13 protein-coding genes are annotated in these 20,126 nt (G+C 67.4%); 9 read left to right on the top strand and 4 right to left on the bottom strand.

What is annotated here, in order from left to right:
* The first annotated feature begins 39 nt into the window (after window positions 1–39).
* The 7 genes from ACFFJ7_RS06270 (at window position 40) to recQ (ending at window position 9,248) form a co-directional block, all read left to right on the top strand.
* Window positions 40–837, top strand: a complete 798-nt coding sequence (locus tag ACFFJ7_RS06270) for a TSUP family transporter (protein WP_377592099.1) — start codon at window positions 40–42, stop codon at window positions 835–837.
* A 230-nt stretch (window positions 838–1,067) separates the two neighbouring features.
* Window positions 1,068–1,334 carry a 30S ribosomal protein S20 gene (gene rpsT / locus ACFFJ7_RS06265; protein ID WP_166948169.1) on the top strand — a complete coding sequence of 89 codons (267 nt, stop codon included), beginning with the start codon at window positions 1,068–1,070 and terminating at the stop codon, window positions 1,332–1,334.
* Window positions 1,335–2,748: 1,414 nt separating this feature from the next.
* Window positions 2,749–4,287: a chromosomal replication initiator protein DnaA gene (gene dnaA, locus ACFFJ7_RS06260; protein ID WP_166948909.1), complete on the top strand. Its 1,539-nt coding sequence runs from the start codon at window positions 2,749–2,751 to the stop codon at window positions 4,285–4,287.
* Window positions 4,288–4,449: 162 nt separating this feature from the next.
* Window positions 4,450–5,568, top strand: a complete 1,119-nt coding sequence (dnaN, locus tag ACFFJ7_RS06255; RefSeq protein WP_377591207.1) for a DNA polymerase III subunit beta — start codon at window positions 4,450–4,452, stop codon at window positions 5,566–5,568.
* Complete coding sequence (gene recF / locus ACFFJ7_RS06250; protein WP_377591205.1) at window positions 5,561–6,706, top strand: DNA replication/repair protein RecF; 1,146 nt, start codon at window positions 5,561–5,563, stop codon at window positions 6,704–6,706. The genes dnaN and recF overlap by 8 nt, the downstream gene beginning before the upstream one ends.
* Before the next feature lie 56 nt (window positions 6,707–6,762).
* A complete protein-coding gene (locus ACFFJ7_RS06245) occupies window positions 6,763–7,389 on the top strand; it encodes a LysE family translocator (protein WP_343042480.1) in 627 nt (208 codons plus the stop codon).
* Window positions 7,386–9,248, top strand: coding sequence for a DNA helicase RecQ (gene recQ / locus ACFFJ7_RS06240; RefSeq protein WP_166948163.1), 1,863 nt, complete (start codon window positions 7,386–7,388; stop codon window positions 9,246–9,248). The genes ACFFJ7_RS06245 and recQ overlap by 4 nt, the downstream gene beginning before the upstream one ends.
* Window positions 9,249–9,343: 95 nt before the next feature.
* Here recQ and rdgB read toward each other — a convergent pair whose 3' ends face one another.
* Together rdgB and rph are read right to left on the bottom strand one after the other, a co-directional pair.
* A complete protein-coding gene (gene rdgB / locus ACFFJ7_RS06235) occupies window positions 9,344–9,970 on the bottom strand; it encodes an RdgB/HAM1 family non-canonical purine NTP pyrophosphatase (protein WP_166948161.1) in 627 nt (208 codons plus the stop codon).
* Window positions 9,970–10,683, bottom strand: a complete 714-nt coding sequence (rph, locus tag ACFFJ7_RS06230; protein ID WP_377592098.1) for a ribonuclease PH — start codon at window positions 10,681–10,683, stop codon at window positions 9,970–9,972. Before rph ends, rdgB begins: the two co-directional genes overlap by 1 nt.
* Before the next feature lie 188 nt (window positions 10,684–10,871).
* On the opposite strand from rph, the gene hrcA reads away from it, so the two are divergent.
* Window positions 10,872–11,966 carry a heat-inducible transcriptional repressor HrcA gene (hrcA, locus tag ACFFJ7_RS06225; protein WP_166948159.1) on the top strand — a complete coding sequence of 365 codons (1,095 nt, stop codon included), beginning with the start codon at window positions 10,872–10,874 and terminating at the stop codon, window positions 11,964–11,966.
* A 34-nt stretch (window positions 11,967–12,000) separates the two neighbouring features.
* Here the strand turns inward: hrcA and olsB are convergent, their stop codons facing one another.
* The gene (olsB, locus tag ACFFJ7_RS06220) at window positions 12,001–13,020 is read right to left on the bottom strand and encodes a l-ornithine N(alpha)-acyltransferase (RefSeq protein WP_377591201.1); all 1,020 of its coding nucleotides are present in this window, start codon (window positions 13,018–13,020) and stop codon (window positions 12,001–12,003) included.
* Between the two features lie 201 nt (window positions 13,021–13,221).
* On the opposite strand from olsB, the gene hrpB reads away from it, so the two are divergent.
* A complete protein-coding gene (hrpB, locus tag ACFFJ7_RS06215) occupies window positions 13,222–15,720 on the top strand; it encodes an ATP-dependent helicase HrpB (RefSeq protein WP_377592097.1) in 2,499 nt (832 codons plus the stop codon).
* A 118-nt stretch (window positions 15,721–15,838) separates the two neighbouring features.
* Here hrpB and rpoC read toward each other — a convergent pair whose 3' ends face one another.
* A complete protein-coding gene (gene rpoC, locus ACFFJ7_RS06210) occupies window positions 15,839–20,065 on the bottom strand; it encodes a DNA-directed RNA polymerase subunit beta' (protein ID WP_377591199.1) in 4,227 nt (1,408 codons plus the stop codon).
* Between the last annotated feature and the right edge of the window lie 61 nt (window positions 20,066–20,126).

The following is a 20,126-nucleotide window of genomic DNA, read 5'->3' as shown; positions in this document are numbered from 1 at the left end:
CGGACGGACAAAACTCAATTGCCGGATGCGGATTTCTGGATGGTGGCCGTGCTCGCGGCCGTCGGGGTCGTCGCGGGCTTCATCGACGCCATCGCCGGCGGCGGTGGGCTGCTGACGGTGCCGGCGCTGCTCTCGGCGGGGCTGGACCCCGTCGCCGCGCTCGCCACCAACAAGTTGCAGAGCAGCTTCGGCTCCTTCTCCGCGGCCCTCACCTTCGCCCGCGCGGGCAAGATGAACTGGCGGGAGGCGGCGCCGATGGCGGGCGCCTCCTTCGCCGGTGCAGTCGCCGGCGCCTCGCTCATCAAGGCGATGCCCGCCAATCTGCTCGCCGGCATCATGCCCCTGCTGCTGATCGCGGTAGCCATCTATTTCATGGCCTCTCCGCGCGTATCGACCGAAGAGGGCCGGGCGCGCGTATCGCCGCGCACCTTCACCTTCACGGTCGCGCTGGGCGTGGGCTTCTACGACGGCTGCTTCGGCCCGGGCACAGGCTCGTTTTTCATGATCGGGTTCGTCTCGCTGCTCGGCCTGTCGATCATGCGCGCGGTCGCGCACACCAAGCTGCTGAACTTCGCCAGCAACATCGGCGCCCTGCTTTTCTTCGCTTTTACCGGCGGCATCCACCTCATCATCGGCGTGGCGATGGGGCTCGGGCAGTATGCGGGCGCGCGGCTCGGGGCGCGGATGGCGCTGCGCAACGGCGCGCGCATCATCCGCCCGCTGCTCGTCACCGTGAGCTGCGCGATGGCGGCGCGGCTGCTGCTCGATCCCGCTAACCCCCTGCGCAATGCCGTCATGTCGGCGATCGGCACGCTGTTCGCCGCGCCGAGCCCGTGACGCAGGCGGGATGATCAACGCAAGTCGATCCGGACATGCGTTGGGCATTGACGACCGGCGCGGGAAGCACTATAAGCGCGCCTTCATAAAGGTTTTGCATTTCAGGGCGTCCGCCTTCGCGCAGATGTCCGACTCGACCGAACATCTGAAGCTGAGTTCAACACCCAAGCCGATCCCGGTTGCGCGGCCAGTCGTTCGCGTGGCGTCGATAGGGACGATAAGAGGATAACATGGCCAATACTGCGTCCGCGAAGAAGGCGGTGCGTAAAATCGCTCAAAGGACTGCTGTCAACAAGTCCCGCAAGAGCCGTATGCGGACGTTCGTGCGCAAGGTGGAAGACGCCATCCGCGCCGGTGACCACACGGTCGCGCTGGCTGCCCTGCGTCAGGCGGAGCCGGAGATCGTCCGCGCCGCCCAGAAGGGCGTCCTGCACAAGAACACTGCCTCGCGGAAGGTCTCCCGCCTCGCAAGCCGCGTGAAGACGCTGCAGGCCTGATAGCGCCCGATATCCGGCAGACAGATATGGCGAGCAAGCCCGGCCGAGAGCCGGGCTTTTTCGTTGTTTCCGTGCCCCCTCCCGGCTGTCGTCATCCATCGCCTGCGGCGACGCACCTGAACGGGCAGGATTTCATCCCGCTGTGGGTAGATGACGGAAGTCGGCAAAATGGACTTGACGCGGCTGCGGGAGCGCGACGGATGTGGCACCTGCCGGAGCCGGCGGAAGGGTGCCGCGAGCGCCGCCCGAACCGCTATTTCGGCCATCGGCGTTGCGAGAAACACCTTGACAAGCCCTTCATTGCAACGAGAACAGAACCTGACGGTGGCCTGCGGGACCGCGCAAATAATCCATCGGCAAAACAAACTGTTAGGGGGCAAAGGTCTCGACCGCCCGCGAATCTGCTTCGGAACCCGCGGGAAAACGAGCGTCACGGAGAGCCTGAATGCGCAAATGTGAGTACGCCGGCAAAAAACATCCAACGGAAAATCCCGCCGCTCCGACAAGGCGTTGTGACCCCGGTCAGGGCCGCGGCTCCCCTTGCGAATCGCCCGTTCGGGCTCTTCGGGCTGGCGCAAGCCTTTTGAGCAGTTGCGCGCCCCCTGCCGGATGAAGTAAGGTCTGGATGTCTTCGGGAAATCTTCTGCCCGTTCCAAACTGAAGGGCAGCGGCCGGGAAGTCCCCTCGTTCGGGGGGCTTTTTGCAGTCAAGACGCGCTCGACCGAAGGCACCGGCAATACTCCTGCCGGACAGCTTACGAGCAGCGTTTTGTATGCCGAGTGTGCGTAGTTGTGTTTGCGAGGTAGTTATTATTTTTTGAGAATATATCTATACTTGCACTTACTAATATCTGATACGCCACCGGTTCTGCATTTCATCTGATCTCACCATGGACTGCAGGTTTTCGACAGAAGGTTCTTCTGAGCCGGCTGGTGGAACATATTTTCCAGACGGATGACGCCTGGATGTAAGATGATTGACATAGTCGCATGACCGTCCCCGTTCTCGGATGGTCAGGCGGGCAGATGGCGGCGCAGGCGTCGGCATGAACGTCCGGTGGGCGGGTAACCGCAATGCCGGCTGTTGACCCGGTGTGCCGGCAGGAGCGTATTCAGGGGCGTCGGTTGCCGCAAGGCGGCGGCGTCCCGTTCGGGAATATATGGAGGGGCATCGGCCCGGCGCTTGGCGTCGGCTGGTGCGGCGACAATAAACTGTGCCTCCGGTCAGGGCAGGCCGCCGTTCAGGGCGGCGGTTCCGGCTGGCGAGGGCATGCGGGATGAGGCAACCGGAGCGTGATGCGATGCGTCAGGCTCCGTTTTCAAGGCGGAGCGGCCAGACAATGTACAAAACGGATGACAATGCGAAATACGCCCGTGGCCTTCAGGACGGCGAGAGCGCGTCGTCCTTTCGCGCCATGGATGCATTGTCACGTTCCGGGAACGGCGGTTCCGACGACGACAACGCGGACGACACCCCTCCCCGCGACACCGACACGCCGGAGGCCGCGTGGCCCCGCGTCAAGCGCCGCCTGCGCGCGGAGCTTGGCGAGGATGTCTTCGCGAGCTGGTTCGGGCGCCTTGAACTCGAATCCGTCAGCCGGCAGACCGCTCATCTGACCGTCCCCACCCGCTTCCTGAAGAGCTGGATCGAGTCTCACTACGCCGACCGCGTGCTCACGCTGTTCAAGGCGGAGTATCCGGGCGTTGCCCGCGTTTCCTTCGCCGTGCGCGATTCCGTCGGCCGCGAGGGCAGCGTCCATACGGCGGCCCAGCCGCGTGCCGTCGAGGCGCTGCGCCCGGCCGCCACCGCGTTGACCGCCTCGCAGGGTGCTGCCGCGCAGCCGGTGGCAAGCCGGGCAGCAGCGGCGCCCGCCGCGACATTCACGGCGCAGGAGGCGGCCACGGTGAGCGACTTCGGTGGCAACCCGCTCGACAGCCGCCTGACCTTCACGAGCTTCATCATCGGCAACTCGAATGCGCTCGCCCATGCGGCGGCCGAGCGCGTCGCCCGCCACGCCACGGGCCCCGCACTCTATAATCCGCTCTACCTCCACGCCGGGGTGGGGCTCGGCAAGACGCACCTGCTGCAGGCGGTGGCGCACGAGGCGCGCATCCAGGGCAAGAAGATCATCTATCTCACGGCCGACCGCTTCATGTATGGCTTCGTCGCCGCGCTGAAGTCGCAGACCGCGCTCGCCTTCAAGGAGAAGCTCCGCGGCATCGACCTGCTCATCATCGATGACGTGCAGTTCCTGCAGGGCAAGTCGATCCAGCAGGAATTCGGCCACACCATCAATTCGCTGATCGACGCCGGCCGCCAGATCGTCGTGGCCGCCGACCGCCCGCCGTCCGACCTCGACGCGCTCGACGAGCGGGTATGCTCGCGGCTCGCCGGCGGGCTCGTCGTGGAGGTCAACGCGCTCGACGAGGACCTGCGCGGGCGCATCCTCGCCGCCCGCATCGAGGCGGTGCGCGCCGTCAACCCCACCTTCCAGGTGCCGGACACCGTCGTCGCCTACGTGGCGCGCGTCATCGCCACCAACGGGCGCGATCTCGACGGCGCGGTCAACCGGCTGCTGGCGCACACCACGCTGACCGGCACCCCGCTGACGCTGGAGACGGCGGAGGCCGCGATCCGCGATCTCATCCGCACGCGCGAACCGCGCCGGGTCAAGATCGAGGACATCCAGAAGCTGGTCGCCAGCCGTTACAACGTCTCGCGCGCCGATATCCTCTCCGAGCGGCGCACGGCGGCGGTGGTGAAGCCGCGCCAGATCGCGATGTATCTGTCGAAGATCCTCACCCTGCGCTCGCTGCCGGAGATCGGCCGGCGTTTCGGCGGGCGCGACCATACCACGGTGCTGCACGCGGTGCGCAAGATCGAGAAGATGGTCGGCGACGACGCGGCGCTGCGCGAGGAAATCGAGCTGCTCAAGCGCATGCTGCAGGAATGACCCCTGCCCGCTGTCCCGGCTTTCCCCAGGGTGGCGGGGAAAGTGCGTGTCAGGGCGGCTCCCCTCTTGCGCTTCAGCGCGTTAAACGCCATTGTGCCGTCCCTGCCTGTCGGATCATGCCGGGCGGGGCGTGTGTGGCGTTGCAGTTGAATGGAAGTGTCGATGAAGGTTACCGTCGAGCGGGCCGCGCTCCTGAAATCGCTCGGCCATGTCCACCGGGTCGTGGAACGGCGCAATACGATCCCGATCCTGTCCAACGTGCTCCTGCGGGCCGAGGGCGGGACGCTGCGGCTGCGCGCCACCGACCTCGATCTGGAGGTGACGGAAACGCTTCCCGCCGACGTCGCGCTCGAAGGCGCGACCACCGTGCCGGCCTACGTTATCTATGACATCATCCGCAAACTGCCGGACGGCGCGCAGATATCGCTCGAATCGGCGCAGGACGGCGCGCAGGTCGTCATCCGGGCCGGGCGTTCGCGCTTCACGCTGCAGGCGCTGCCCGAAAGCGATTTCCCGGACCTCGCCGCCGGCGAGCTGCCGCACACGTTCACCGTGCAGGCGGCCGAATTCAAGAAGCTGATCGACAAGACCCAGTTCGCGATCTCCACCGAGGAGACGCGCTATTACCTGAACGGCATCTACTTCCACGCCTTCGAGAACGACGGCACCGTCAAGCTGCGCGCCGTGGCGACCGATGGCCACCGCCTCGCGCGCGTCGAAATGGATTCGCCCTCCGGCGCGCAGGACATCCCCGGCGTGATCGTGCCGCGCAAGGCGGTGACCGAAATCCACAAACTGCTCGACGGCATCGATGGCGAGGCGCAGGTCGAACTGTCCGCGAACAAAATCCGCCTCACCGCCGGCACCGTGGTGCTGACGTCGAAGCTGATCGACGGCACCTTCCCGGACTACCAGCGCGTCATTCCGCAGGGCAACGACAAGCGCCTCGTGGTCGACCGTGCCGAGTTCGCCACCGCCGTCGACCGCGTGTCCACCATCTCGTCGGAACGCGGGCGCGCCGTCAAGCTCTCGCTGACCGAAGGCCGCATGACGCTTTCCGTCACCAATCCGGATTCCGGCAGCGCGACGGAAGAGCTTGAGGTGGAGTACGATTCGGCGCCGCTCGATATCGGTTTCAACGCCCGCTATCTGCTCGACATCGCCGCCCAGCTCGATGGCGACACCGCCGTGCTGCTGCTCGCCGACCCGGGATCGCCGACCCTCATCCAGGACCGCGAGGGCGCGGCCGCGCTCTATGTCCTGATGCCGATGCGTGTCTGACTCACTGCCCGCGCCGCGCCGGGTGACGCGGCTTTCGTTCGCGGATTTTCGCAGCTACGCGGCGCTCGACCTCGATACCGATGCGCGGATCGTGGCGCTCGTGGGCGAAAACGGCGCCGGCAAGACCAACCTGCTCGAAGCGCTGTCGCTGTTCACGCCGGGGCGCGGCCTGCGCCGTGCGCCGTTCGCGGACATGGCGCGCAAGGGCGGCAGCGGTGGCTTTGCCGTATCCGTTACGCTCGATCGGGCAACCGGCGGCGCGCGGCTCGGCACGGGGCTGGAGCCGTCCGCGACGGGCCGCAAATGCCGGATCGACGGCGCGCCCGTCCCCTCTCCCGCGGCATTTGCCGAATATCTGCGCATCGTCTGGCTGACGCCGGCGCTCGACGGGTTGTTCCTCGGCCCGGCCGGCGACCGACGCCGGTTTCTCGACCGTCTGGTGCTCGCCATCGATGCCGCTCACGGCACACGCACCAGCGCCTACGAACGGGCGCTGTCGTCGCGCAACCGCATCCTCGACGAGGCGCCCACGAATGCCCGCTGGCTCGATTCCATCGAGCACGAGGTCGCGGAACTCGGCGTCGCCGTGGCTGCCGCGCGCCTTGAAACGGTGGCGCGGCTGCAGGCGTTGATCGACGCCGGCCACGACAGCGCCTCGCCGTTTCCCTCCGCGCGGATCGCCCTCGCCGGCACACTGGAGGACGAACTCGGCGCGCTGCCCGCCGTGGAGGTGGAGGACCGTTTCCGCCGCGGGCTGCGCGAGGGCCGCGCGCGCGATCGCGCCGCCGGCCGCGCGCTCGCCGGCCCGCAGACCAGCGACCTCGCCATCCGCCATGCGGCGAAGGACATGGCCGCCGCCCTGTGCTCCACGGGCGAGCAGAAGGCGCTGCTGATCGGCCTCGTGCTTGCGCATGCGCGCCTCGTCGCGGACATGAGCGGCATCGCGCCGCTCGTCCTGCTCGACGAGGTCGCCGCCCATCTCGATCCGCGCCGACGTGCGGCGCTGTTCGCGGCGCTGGAGCGGCTCGGGAGCCAGATCTTCATGACCGGCGCCGACCCTGCGCTGTTCGCGGACCTGCCCGCCTCGGCCGTCACTTGCCTCGTCACGCCCGGACAGGCTATCCATTTCAACGCATGATTTCCCGGCGCGGGCGGATTCGCGCCGCGTATTCTTTTCGCTGTCAGGAGCCTCCCGTGCATGGCATCGACATCACCGCGCTCGCGATATTCGCCAGCGCGCTCGCCATTGCCGCCGCCGTGCCGGGGCCGGCCGTCGCCGCCATCGTGGCGCGGGTGCTGGCACGCGGCACGCGGGGGCTCGCGCCCTTCCTGCTCGGCATCATCATCAGCGATGTCCTCTGGCTGACGGTCGCCGTTTCCGGCCTCGCCGTGCTGGCGCAGACCTTCCAGGGCGTGTTCATCGTCATCAAATACCTCGGCGCCGCCTATCTGCTCTGGCTGGCGTGGCATTTCTGGACGGCACCGGCGACGTCTATCGCCTCCGCACCGCTGGAGGTGGGCGAGGGCGGGCCCGCTGCCTTCCTCGGCGGCCTGATGGTCGGCCTGTCGAACCCGAAGGCGATGATGTTCTATCTGGCGCTGCTGCCGGGCTTCATCCCGCTCGACGCCGTCACACCCGTGACCTTCGCGGAGCTTGCGGCAGTCACCTTCGCCGTGCTGGCGGTGATCTTCTCGGCCTACGTCCTCGCCGCCGCCCGCGCGCGCCGCCTTTTCTCCAGCCCGCGGGCGCTCGCCTTCATCAACCGCGCCACCGGGACGGTGATGGTGGGCACGGCGGTCGCGGTCGCCACCCGCTCATGACACAGGCCGGCGCAGCACAGGTTCAGCCGGTCAGCCCCGCACTCGCGCAGCGTGCGCGGGCTGTGCTGAAGTCGGTGTTCGGCTACGACGATTTCCGCCCGGGGCAGGACGAGGTGATCGCCGCCGTGCTCAACGGCGAGAACGTCTTCGCGGTGATGCCGACCGGCAGCGGCAAATCGATGTGCTACCAGTTGCCCGCCATGACGGACGATGGCGGCATGACCTTGGTCGTCTCGCCGCTGGTCGCGCTGATGCGCGACCAGGTCGGGCAGCTCACGGCCCTCGGCGTGCCGGCGGCCACCATCAATTCCGCCAACACCGACGACGGGAATCGCGAGGCGTGGCGGATGATGCGCCGCGGCGAGCTGAAGCTTCTGTTCGTCTCACCCGAGAAACTCGCGGGCGACAACATGCTGTCAGCCCTGCGCGACATCGGCATTCGCCGCCTCGCCATCGATGAGGCGCATTGCGTATCGCAATGGGGCCACGATTTCCGCCCCGATTACCGCAATCTGCGGCAGGTGCGCGAGCAACTGGGCTCACCGCAGACCATCGCGCTCACCGCCACCGCCGACCGCACCACCCGCGCCGACATCGTTCAGCAGCTTTTTCCGGAGGAGCCGCGCGTCGTCGTGCACAGCTTCGACCGGCCCAACCTCGATCTGCGTTTCGCGGCGAAGGAGCGTCCCGCGAGCCAGCTTGCGGAATTCGTCCTCTCGCACAAGGGGGCGAGCGGCATTATCTACACCTCGGCCCGCAAGCGCACGGAAGAAATCGCGGAAAGCCTGTCGCAAAAGGGCGTGCGCGCGCTCGCCTACCATGCCGGGCTCGATCAGGCGCTGCGCGGCGAGCGGCAGGACCGCTTCCTGCAGGAAAACGACATCGTCATGGTGGCCACGGTCGCCTTCGGCATGGGCATCAACAAGCCGGACGTGCGCTTCGTCGCCCATGCCGACATGCCCGGCAGCATCGAGGGCTACTATCAGGAGATCGGCCGCGCCGGGCGCGACGGCCTGCCGGCGTGGACGCTCACGCTCTACGGCGCCTCCGACATGGCGCTGCGCAGGCGGCAGATCGACGAGAAGGACATCGACGACGAGCGCCGCCGCATCGAGCACCGCAGGCTCAATGCCATGATCGAGCTGTGCGAAACCGCGACCTGCCGGCGGCAGGCGCTGCTCGCCTATTTCGGTGAGGCGAGCGAGCCCTGCGGCGGCTGCGACCTTTGCCGGGGTGGCGTCAGCCTCTACGACGCCACCATCGATGCGCAGAAGGTGCTGTCCGCCATCGCCCGCACCGGCCAGCGCTTCGGCGCGGCGCATATCGCCGACATCCTCACCGGCACGGAGAACGAGGCGGTGTCCCGCCTTGGCCACGACAAGCTCAAGACATTCGGCGTTGGCGCGGACAAGGGCAAGCGGACGTGGCTCACCATCATCCGGCAGTTGTTCGCCACCGGCGCCGTCGGCGAGACGGGCGAAGCCTATTCGGGCTACCGTCTGACACAGAAGGGCGAGGACATCCTGTTCGGCCGCGAGAAGCTGACGCTGCGCGCCGTCGCGGAGGAACCGCGTCGCAGGCGCGACAGCCCGCGCACAGGGGAGGCGGCGTCCCTGCTCACGGAGGCGGAAAACGCCCTGTTCCAGCATCTGCGCAGCCTGCGCCTCGAACTCGCGAAGGCCGAGAACGCCGCCGCCTACATGGTTTTCCCCGACCGCACCCTGGTCGACATGGCCCGCCTCAAACCAACCGACCTGTATGCCATGCGCATGGTGCAGGGCGTGGGCGAGCACAAGCTGGAACGCTACGGCCAGACCTTCGCGGACGCCATCGCCGCCTTCCTGCGCGAGAACCGCTGACTGATACCGGCGCTCCCGTTCTGCGGCCACTCACGTGCGTGCCTTGCCAGGCCCCGCATGGGCTTGACCATCTCCCGATGAGTGGGGCTCAGGTATCAGCCCAGCAGCGCCGCCGCGAGACGGCGGAACGCCCGGGCGCGGTGAGACAATCCTTGCGGATGCGACCAGCCGTGCTTCTGCTCCGACGACATCTCGCCGAAAGTGATGTCGTACCCTTCCGGCTGGAAGATCGGATCGTAGCCGAAACCCCTGTCGCCACGCGCGGGAAACACCAGCTTGCCGAATACGCGGCCTTCGAACAGTTCCTCGTGCCCGTCCGGCCATGCCACCACGAGCGCGGAAACGAAATGCGCCCGGCGCCCGGCGTCGTCCAGCGCGCCGCGCCGTTCGAGTTCCCGCTCGATGCGAGCGATAGCGGCGGGGAAGTCCTTGTCGGGGCCGGCCCAGCGGGCGGAAAAGATACCCGGCGCACCGTCGAGCGCCTCGACGCACAGGCCGGAATCGTCGGCAAAGGCGGGCAGGCCGGTGGCCGTCGCCGCAGCATGCGCCTTCAGCGCCGCGTTCTCGGCGAAGGTGGTTCCGGTCTCGTCCGGCTCCGGCAGGTGGAGTTCACCCGCCGACACGGCCTCGATGTGATAGGGCGCGAGCAGCTCACGCATCTCGCGCAACTTGCCCGGGTTGTGCGAGGCGACGACGAGCCGCCCTTCCAGCTTGCGCACCATCACGATACCGCCAGTTTCTGCAGGCTGACGAGCTTTTCCGTCCCGGCCCTTGCCAGTGCCAGCAGGCGCAGCAGCTCCTCCTCGCTGAAGGGAGCGCCCTCCGCCGTGCCCTGCACCTCGACGATGCCGCCCGTGCCGGTCAGCACAAAATTGGCATCGGTCTCGGCCGCCGAGTCCTCGGCGTAATCGAGGTCGAGCACCGGCGTGCCTCTGTAGATGCCGCAGGAGACAGCGGCGACGTGGTCCTTCAGCGCCTTGGCAGACAGCATGGAGCGCGCCTGCATCCATTGCAGGCAATCGTGCAGCGCGACCCACGCGCCGGTGATGGCGGCGGTGCGCGTGCCGCCGTCCGCCTGCAGCACGTCGCAGTCGACCACGATCTGCCGTTCGCCGATCGCATGCAGGTCCACGACCGCGCGCAGGCTGCGCCCGATGAGGCGCTGGATTTCCTGCGTGCGGCCGGAGGGTTTGCCGGATGTCACCTCGCGGCGCGTGCGCTCCAGCGTGGCGCGCGGCAGCATGGCGTATTCCGCTGTCACCCAGCCGCGGCCCTGTCCGCGCAGCCACGGCGGCGGCCTGTCTTCCAGCGAGGCCGTGCACAGCACGTGCGTCTCGCCGAATTTCACCAGGCAGGAGCCTTCCGCGTAACGCGCCACGGCGCGTTCGAGGGTTACCTTGCGCAGCTCTTCCGGAGCGCGCCCTGAGGGGCGGATGGAGGTATTCACCGAACTTGTCCCTGGAATAATGATCGTCCTGCGCGGCTTGTAGCATCTCGCGCGCCGCCGACAAGCCGATTCCGCAAGGCCTGCCTGCTCCCCCTCTTGAAGCAGCCCCCCCTGTTGCCCTAATCAGGGAGAGGCAAGTCAGGAGCCAAAAACCATACCGTGATGACTGTTTTCTGATGACCATGCCGTATCGAACCGTCCCGACTGCGGACAGCGCGCGCCTCTTTGCGGACCTTGACGAGCGGTCGCGCGAGGTTTTCCGCCATGTGGTAGAGGGTTATCTCGCCACGGGCGAGCCCGTCGGCTCGCGCAATCTCGCGCGCCTTCTCTCCATGCCGCTCTCGCCCGCCTCCGTGCGCAACGTGATGGCGGACCTTGAGCTGGCGGGCCTGCTTTACGCACCCCACATCAGCGCCGGGCGCATGCCAACCGAGCGCGGCCTGCGCTTCTTCGTCGATGCAATGCTGGAAATCGGCGACCTCGATTCGGAAGAGACCAGCCGCATCGAATCGCAGGTGGCCGCGGCGGCCACGGGCACCTCGCTCGACAGCCTGCTGTCGGAGGCCACCGTGATGCTGTCGGGCCTCACGCGCGGCGCGGGCGTCGTCGTCACCGGCAAGCAGAACCCGCCGCTGAAGCACATCGAATTCGTTCGCCTCGATGCCGCGAAGGCGCTCGTGGTGCTGGTGGGCGAGGACGGCGCAGTCGAGAACCGCCTGCTCGACCTGCCGCCCGGCCTGCCGTCGAGTGCCCTGATCGAGGCCGGCAACTACCTCAACGCGCATTTGCGCGGCCTCACCCTGGCGGAGCTGCGCGCGCAGGTTGAGCAGCGCCGCGCCAGTATGGAGCAGGAACTCGACGCGCTCGTCACCGGCCTCATCGACGCGGGCCTCGCCGTCAGCGTCGGCCCCTCGGACGGGCGCCAGCTCATCGTGCGCGGACAGGCGAACCTTCTCGACGATCTCAAGGCGGCGGAGGACGTCGAGCGCATCCGCCTGCTGTTCGCCGATCTGGAGACGCAGAAGGACGTCATCGACCTGCTGTCGCGCGCCGAGGGCGGCGAGGGCGTGCGCATCTTCATCGGCTCGGAAAACAAGCTGTTCTCGCTGTCCGGCTCGTCGATGATCGCCGCGCCCTTCCGCGACTCGCGCCAGACGATCCTCGGGGTCGTCGGCGTCATCGGCCCGACGCGGCTCAACTATTCGCGCATCGTGCCCATGGTGGACTACACCGCCCGCGTCGTCTCGCGCATTCTGGAACGCAAGCGCTGAAGCACGGGCGGAGCGGGATCGAATAGCCCGGGGATCAGGCGGCGTGCCGGTCGGCGGTGGCGCCGAAGTGACCGATGTACCGCGGGTTGATCGCCTTCACCGGCAGCATCACCAGCACGTCCGTGGTGCCGAACTGCCGATCGATCACCGCGCCCTCGCCCACGGTGCCGCCAAGACGCAGATAGCCCTTGATCAGCGGCGGCAGGCTGTGCAGCGCGGCGCGGGCATCGATGCCCTCCTTGCTCATCAGGTCCATGCGCACGAAACGGTCCGGCAGGGCCTTCACGTTCCATTCCTCGGGCGCGCGGGCATAGTGATGCAGGAAGCTCAGCGGCAGCGCCATCTTCGCGGGGTCGGTGCCCTCAAGGCTCGCGCAGCCGAACATCACGTCGATGCGGTGATGCAGCACATAGGTCCAGATGCCATGCCAGAGCAGTTCGACGGTGCGCTTGTTGCGGTAGGGCTTGAGCACGCAGGAGCGGCCGAGTTCCAGAAAGCGCAGTTGCGGGTTGGCGTCGATCACCGGCTGCACGTCGAATTCGCCGGCCGTGTAGAAGCCGAAGGAGCGATCCGCCACCTCCTGCCGCAGCAGCCGGTAGGTGCCCACCACCTTCGGCTTGTTGGGGCGGAACGGCTTGCGCGGCGCGTCGTGATCGAGCACCAGCAGATGGTCGCAGATGGCGTCGTATTCGTCCATGTCGCGCTGCGCGAGCATGCAGGCGGCGTTGGGCACCGCCGACATCTCGTTGTAGAACACGCGGTAGCGCAGGCGCTGCGCCCGGCGAATATCGCGCTTGGTGGTCGCGAGCCGCACTTCGAGGGAGCCGATGCGGCCGAGAACGGGGTCGAGGCCGCCGGTGTCGAGCGGCAGGCCGAACTTGAAGCCGCCGCCGAACTTGCCGTTCTGCACCCAGTTCCACGCCTTGGGGTTGCCCCAGACCTTGGGCTGCAGGAATGCAGGCATCCGCCCGCCCCGCGCCCCGATGAACGCATCCTCCCCGAAAATTCTGGCGCCGGCCGCACTCTTGGCACCCGTATGATTCCTGGCACCCATATAAATTCCCACCCCCGCCCCTCGCGTGACGAACCCGGGCGCACCGCGCGCACCTTGCTCTTTGGCTTCAGGGCCTTACGGATTCGCCCGCCTTATCATCCCGCAAGCAGAGCATAGGCTTTCAACAGTTCGATGACAATGGTGACGTACGGGCGGGAGATGCGCAAGATGTCACCGGAACGAATCACGCAAGCCAGCCGCATGACCGACACCCCGCCTGCCCTGCCCATCGACGAAGTGCTCGCGCCCCTGCGCGGGACGTTGGCGCGCGGCCGCAACGCTGTGCTCGTCGCCCCGCCCGGCGCGGGCAAGACGACGCGCGTGCCGCTCGCCCTGCTCGGCGAGCCCTGGGTCGGCGGGCGCAGGATCGTCATGCTGGAGCCCCGCCGCCTCGCCGCCCAGGGCGCCGCCGCGCGCATGGCGGAAACCCTGTCGGAGCCGGTCGGCGAGACCGTGGGCCTGCGCGTGCGTCTCGGTTCGAAAGTGAGCGCGCGCACGCGCATCGAGGTCGTGACGGAAGGCGTTTTCGCCCGCATGATCCTCGACGATCCGGAACTCGCCGGCATAGCCGTCGTCATCTTCGACGAGTTTCACGAGCGCTCGCTCGACGCCGATTTCGCACTCGCCCTCGCACTCGACGCGCAGGCGGGCCTGCGCGAGGACTTGCGCATCCTCGTCATGTCCGCCACCCTTGATGGCGCGCGCGTCGCCGGCCTGCTCGGCGCGCCGGGCGCTCCAGCTCCCGTCATCGAATCCGAAGGCCGCGCCTTCCCGGTCGAGACGCGCTATCGCGGCCGCGATCCCGCCCGCCGGCTGGAGGAGGAGGTGGCCGCCGCCGTGCGCACGGCGCTCGCGTCGGAGCCCGGCTCCATCCTCGTTTTCCTGCCCGGGCAGGGCGAGATCCGCCGCACGGAGGCGCTGCTGGAGGAGCGGTTCAGCCAGGCGTCCGCCGGTGGACAGGCTGTGGATATCGCCCCCCTCTACGGCCAGCTCGACCGCGCCGCGCAGAACCTCGCCATCCGGCCGAGCCCCGCCGGGCGGCGCAAGGTGGTGCTCGCCACCTCCATCGCCGAAACCTCGCTCACCATCGATGGCGTGCGCGTGGTGATCGATTCGGGTCTTGCTCGCGTACCGCGTTTCGAGCCCGACATCGGTATCACGCGCCTTGAAACGGTGCGCGCCTCGCGCGCCGCCGCGGACCAGCGCCGGGGCCGCGCCGGGCGCACGGAGCCGGGCGTGTGCATCCGCCTGTGGGAGGAAGCCGCCACCGGCGCGCTGGCGCCCTTTTCTACGCCCGAAATCCTCTCCGCCGACCTCGCGCCCCTGCTGCTCGACTGCGCCGCCTGGGGTATCGACGATCCGGCCCGCCTCCCCTTTCTCGATCCGCCGCCGGCCGCCGCCGTGATCGAGGCGCGCAAGCTCCTGCAAGGCATCGGCGCACTCGATGCCCGCCATCGCCTCACCGATACCGGCCGGGCGCTGCAGGCACTGCCGCTGCCGCCACGCCTCGCCCGCATGGTGGTCGAGGCGCGTCGCGGCGGTCGTGGCGCCGAAGCCGCCGAGATCGCCGCCGTGCTGGTGGAGCGGGGGTTGGGCGGCAACGCCGTCGACATCACGGAGCGCGTCGGCCAGTTCCGCCGCGACCGCTCGCCGCGCGCCGGCGACATGCGCAGGCTGGCGCGCAACTGGGCAGGCCCCGCCGCCGACGCGACGCGCGCCCCGGACCCCGGCCCCCTGCTCGCGCTCGCCTTTCCGGACCGCATCGCCCGTGCCCGCGCGGGCGACGGCGCGCGAGACGGCATCTATGTCCTTGCCAACGGCCGCGGCGCGACGCTCGATCCCGCCGATCCTCTTGCGCGTGAAACTTGGCTTGCGGTCGCTGAAATCACCGGCTCGGCCGCATCGGCACGCATCGTCTCCGCCGCCCCCCTCACGCCCGAGGATGTGGAGACGCTTGCCGGTGATATGATCGTCGAGGCGGCGGAGACGACTTTCGACACCAGCGCAAAGGCGCTGCGCAGCCGTCGCACGCGCCGGCTCGGCGCCATCGTGCTCGACCGGCAGCCGCTGCCGGTGAAGCCCGATGAAGCGGCCGCCACCATCCTCGCGCGGGGCATCGCGGGGCTCGGCGTCGCCGCCCTGCCGTGGACGAAGGCGCTCACGCAATGGCGCACGCGCGTCGCCTTTCTGCGCAAGGCGGAAGGCGCGGACTTCTGGCCCGACCTTTCGGACGAGGCGCTCGCGGCCACGGTCGAGACATGGCTCACGCCCCATCTCGTCGGCCTCACCGGCCTCGCGCAGATCGATACCGGCACGCTCGACGCGGCGCTCAAGGCCCTGCTGCCGTGGGATCGGCAGCAGCAGCTCGAACGCGACGCTCCGACCCACTTCACCGCCTCGACGGGATCGCGCATTCCTGTGGATTATAGCGGGGATAACCCTTCCGTCGCCGTGCGGGTGCAGGAACTGTTCGGCCACGCCGGACACCCGGCCATCGCGAACGGCCGATTGCCGCTCACGCTCGAACTGCTGTCCCCGGCGCACCGCCCGATCCAGATCACGCGCGATCTCCCCGGCTTCTGGCGCGGCTCATGGACCGCGGTGCGCGCCGAGATGCGCGGGCGCTATCCCAGGCACGTCTGGCCCGAGGACCCTGCCAGTGCCACCGCCACCACGCGCGCCAAACCGCGCGGGACATGAGGTCAAAATAGCCCTGTGTCAGCCACCTGATTGCTCTCCCCGGTCATGTACCCGGAAAGCCAAGAAAAAACCCGCAGCCGTGAAGCTGCGGGTTTTGCTTTTCGCTCGTTTCAGCGGATCATACATCCGGCTGGGATGTTTCCGAAAACGACGGCGTGGACGCCAGCGGTTCCGGCAGCCCCTGCCCCACGGCCTTCGCCGCCTGCGCGCTTTCGCGCGCACGCTGGCCGAGGATGAGTTCGTCGCGCCGCACCGCGATCTCGCGCAGCTTGGCGGCGACCGCGCCCGTGCCGGCCGGGATCAGGCTGCCGACGATGACGTTCTCCTTCAGCCCTTCCAGGGTGTCCGACTTGCCGTTGACGGCTGCTTCCGTCAGCACGCGCGTCGTCTCCTGGAAGGATGCCGCCGAAATGAACGACTTCGTCTGCAGGCTCGCCTTGGTGATGCCGAGCAGCACCGGCGTGCCCTGCGCGGGACGCTTGTTCTCCGCGATGAGCCGGTCGTTGGCGTCGCGGAAGTCCGTGCGGTCGACCTGCTCGCCATGCAGGAACTCGGAGTCGCCCGGGTCCGTTATATCGACCTTCTGCAGCATCTGGCGAACGATCACCTCGATGTGCTTGTCGTTGATATGCACGCCCTGCAGACGGTAGACCTCCTGAATCTCGTTGACGAGATAGGCGGCCAGTTCCTCCACGCCCTTGATGGCGAGGATGTCGTGCGGCGCGGGGTTGCCGTCGACGATGAAGTCACCGACCTCGATGACGTCGCCATCCTGCAGATGGATGTGCTTGCCCTTCGGGATCAGGTACTCCACCGGCTCCGAGCCGTCGTGCGGCGCCAGCGTCAGCCGGCGCTTGTTCTTGTAGTCGCGCCCGAACTGGATCGTGCCAGACTTCTCGGCGATGATCGCGGCGTCCTTCGGACGGCGGGCCTCGAAAAGTTCCGCCACGCGCGGCAGACCGCCGGTGATGTCGCGCGTCTTGGCGCTTTCCAGCGGGATACGCGCCAGCGCGTCGCCGGCCTTCACCTTCGCGCCCGGATCGACGGCGATGATGCCCTCCACCGGCAGCAGGTAGCGCGCGTCGCCACCGCGCGGCAGCTTGGCGACCTTGCCGTCCGGACCGAGAATGACGATCGCCGGGCGCAGATCGGCCGTGCGGGCGGAGCCGCGCCAGTCGATCACCACGCGCTTGGCGATGCCGGTCGCCTCGTCGATGGTTTCCGACATCGACATGTTCTCGATCAGGTCCTCGAAGCCGATGGTGCCATCGATCTCGGTCAGCACCGGACGGGTATAGGGGTCCCATTCCGCCACACGCTGGCCGCGCTTGATCTGGTCGCCGTCGTCCACCTTCAGCCGCGCACCGTACTGCACGCGGTGCACCGCGCGCTCCTTGCCATCCGGCCCCAGGATGATGACGCCGACGTTGCGGCCCATGACCACGAGATCGCCGTCGGAGTTGCGCGCCACGTTGCGGTTGCGCAGCTTCACCTCGCCCTCGAAGTTGGTTTCGAGGAACGACTGGTCGGCGATGGTCGCCGCGCCGCCGATGTGGAACGTGCGCATCGTGAGCTGGGTGCCCGGCTCGCCGATCGACTGCGCCGCGATGACGCCCACCGCCTCGCCATGGTTGACGGGCGTGCCGCGCGCCAGATCGCGGCCGTAGCAGGTGGCGCATACGCCGTTACGCGACTCGCAGGTCAGCACCGAGCGGATCTTCACCTGCTGGACGCCCGCCGCGTTGATCGCCGGGATGTCCTTTTCCTCGATCATAATGCCGGTCGGCACGATCACATTGCCTTCCGCATCGACGACATCCTCGGCCGCCGTACGGCCCAGGATGCGCGAGGCGAGCGTCGCCACGACCTGCCCGGCGTCGATGATCGCCCGCATCGAGATACCGCGATCCGTGCCGCAATCCGTCTCGCGGATGACCGCGTCCTGCGCCACGTCGACGAGACGGCGCGTCAGGTAACCCGAGTTCGCGGTCTTCAACGCGGTATCCGCGAGGCCCTTGCGGGCGCCGTGGGTCGAGTTGAAGTATTCGAGAACGTCGAGGCCTTCCTTGAAGTTCGAGATGATCGGGCTTTCGATGATCTCGCCCGAGGGCTTGGCCATCAGGCCGCGCATGGCGGCGAGCTGCTTCATCTGCGCAGGCGAGCCGCGCGCGCCGGAGTGCGCCATCATGTAAATGGAGTTCACCGGCTTGTCGCGACCGTTGTCGTCCTTCCGGACGGCGGAGATGCGCGCCATCATCTCGCCGGCGAGCTTGTCGGAGCACTTCGCCCAGGCGTCGACGACCTTGTTGTACTTCTCGCCCTGCGTGATCAGGCCGTCGTTGTACTGCTGCTCGTAGTCCTTCACCAGCAGGCGCGTCTGGTCGACGATCTCCCACTTGTTCTCCGGAACGACCATGTCGTCCTTGCCGAACGAGATGCCGGCCTTGAAGGCGTGGTAGAAGCCCAGCGACATGATGCGGTCGCAGAAGATCACCGATTCCTTCTGACCGCAGTTGCGGTAGACGGCATCGATCATGTTGGAGATTTCCTTCTTCGTCATCAGCTTGTTGACGACGTCGTAGGTGATCTTCGGGTGCTTCGGCAGCAGGCGCGACAGGAACACGCGCCCGGGCGTGGTGTCGTGGATCTTCGAGACCGGCGCGCCGTCCTCGTCCACACCCACCCAGCGGTAGCGAATCTTGCTGTGATACGTGATCACGCCCGCGTTCAGCGCATGCTCGATCTCGTTCTGGTCCGCATAGGCCTTGCCCTGGCCGGGCTCGCCATCGGCCATAATCGACAGGTAATAGAGCCCCAGAACCATGTCCTGCGACGGAACGATGATCGGCTGGCCGTTGGCGGGGTGCAGGATGTTGTTCGTCGACATCATCAGCACACGCGCCTCAAGCTGCGCTTCAAGCGACAGCGGCACGTGCACGGCCATCTGGTCACCGTCGAAGTCGGCGTTGAACGCCGAGCAGACGAGCGGGTGGAGCTGGATCGCCTTGCCCTCGATCAGCACCGGCTCGAAGGCCTGGATGCCGAGGCGGTGCAGCGTCGGCGCGCGGTTCAACATCACCGGATGCTCGCGGATAACCTCGTCGAGGATATCCCACACTTCCGGCTTTTCCTTCTCCACGAGCTTCTTGGCCTGCTTGACGGTGGCCGACAGGCCCTTGGCGTCGAGCCGCGCGTAGATGAACGGCTTGAACAGCTCCAGCGCCATCTTCTTCGGCAGGCCGCACTGGTGCAGCTTCATCTCCGGGCCGACGACGATCACCGAGCGGCCGGAATAGTCCACGCGCTTGCCGAGCAGGTTCTGGCGGAAGCGGCCCTGCTTGCCCTTCAGCATGTCGGCAAGCGACTTCAGCGGCCGCTTGTTGGCGCCCGTGATCACGCGGCCGCGCCGACCGTTGTCGAACAGCGCGTCGACCGCCTCCTGAAGCATGCGCTTCTCGTTGCGGATAATGATGTCGGGTGCGCGCAGCTCGATCAGCCGCTTCAGGCGGTTGTTGCGGTTGATGACGCGCCGGTACAGATCGTTGAGGTCGGACGTGGCGAAACGGCCACCATCAAGCGGCACCAGCGGGCGCAAATCCGGGGGAATGACGGGGACGACCGTCATGATCATCCATTCCGGCTTGTTGCCCGACTGCTGGAACGCCTCGATGATCTTGAGGCGCTTCATCAGCTTCTTGGGCTTCAGCTCGGACGTGGTGGTCGCGATCTCTTCCTTGATTTCCTGCGCGGTCTTCTCAAGGTCGAGGTTGCGCAGGATCTCGCGGATGGCCTCCGCGCCGATCAGCGCGGTGAAGCTGTCGTCGCCATATTCCTCCTGCGCGCGCAGATGCTCTTCCTCCGTGAGGAGCTGAAGCATCTTCAGCGGCGTGAGGCCGGGCTCCAGCACCACGTAGGACTCGAAATACAGGATGCGCTCAAGATCCTTGAGCGTCATGTCGAGCAGCAGGCCGATGCGCGAGGGCAGCGACTTGAGGAACCAGATGTGCGCGACCGGCGCCGCCAGTTCGATGTGGCCCATGCGCTCGCGCCGTACGCGCGCAAGCGTCACCTCGACGCCGCACTTCTCGCAGATGACGCCCTTGTACTTCATGCGCTTGTACTTGCCGCACAAGCATTCGTAGTCCTTGATCGGGCCGAAGATACGCGCGCAGAACAGGCCGTCGCGTTCCGGCTTGAACGTACGATAGTTGATGGTCTCCGGCTTCTTGATTTCACCGTAGGACCATGACAGAATTTTCTCAGGGCTCGCGATCGAAATCTTGATCTGATCGAACGTCTGTGCGGGAGCCTGAGTATTGAAGAGATTCATCACCTCTTGATTCATCGCCGTCTCCTCAAGTCTGCGTGAGTCCCGCGCCTCCGGGTGAACTCCCGCCGGCACCTGC

Origin of the sequence: Pseudochelatococcus lubricantis (assembly GCF_042432495.1) — a bacterium.
Lineage (GTDB): Bacteria > Pseudomonadota > Alphaproteobacteria > Rhizobiales > Beijerinckiaceae > Pseudochelatococcus > Pseudochelatococcus lubricantis.
This window is presented reverse-complemented; position numbering and strand designations above follow the sequence as displayed.

Bases quoted from the DNA above. Each gene is read 5' to 3' on its own strand.
- hrpB (WP_377592097.1), top strand. From the start codon at position 13,222: ATGACCGACACCCCGCCTGCCCTGCCCATCGACGAAGTGCTCGCGCCC.
- rpsT (WP_166948169.1), top strand. From the start codon at position 1,068: ATGGCCAATACTGCGTCCGCGAAGAAGGCGGTGCGTAAAATCGCTCAA.
- hrcA (WP_166948159.1), top strand. From the start codon at position 10,872: ATGACCATGCCGTATCGAACCGTCCCGACTGCGGACAGCGCGCGCCTC.
- rpoC (WP_377591199.1), bottom strand. From the start codon at position 20,065: ATGAATCAAGAGGTGATGAATCTCTTCAATACTCAGGCTCCCGCACAG.
- ACFFJ7_RS06270 (WP_377592099.1), top strand. From the start codon at position 40: ATGGTGGCCGTGCTCGCGGCCGTCGGGGTCGTCGCGGGCTTCATCGAC.
- olsB (WP_377591201.1), bottom strand. From the start codon at position 13,020: ATGGGTGCCAGGAATCATACGGGTGCCAAGAGTGCGGCCGGCGCCAGA.
- rdgB (WP_166948161.1), bottom strand. From the start codon at position 9,970: ATGGTGCGCAAGCTGGAAGGGCGGCTCGTCGTCGCCTCGCACAACCCG.
- dnaN (WP_377591207.1), top strand. From the start codon at position 4,450: ATGAAGGTTACCGTCGAGCGGGCCGCGCTCCTGAAATCGCTCGGCCAT.
- recQ (WP_166948163.1), top strand. From the start codon at position 7,386: ATGACACAGGCCGGCGCAGCACAGGTTCAGCCGGTCAGCCCCGCACTC.
- dnaA (WP_166948909.1), top strand. From the start codon at position 2,749: ATGGATGCATTGTCACGTTCCGGGAACGGCGGTTCCGACGACGACAAC.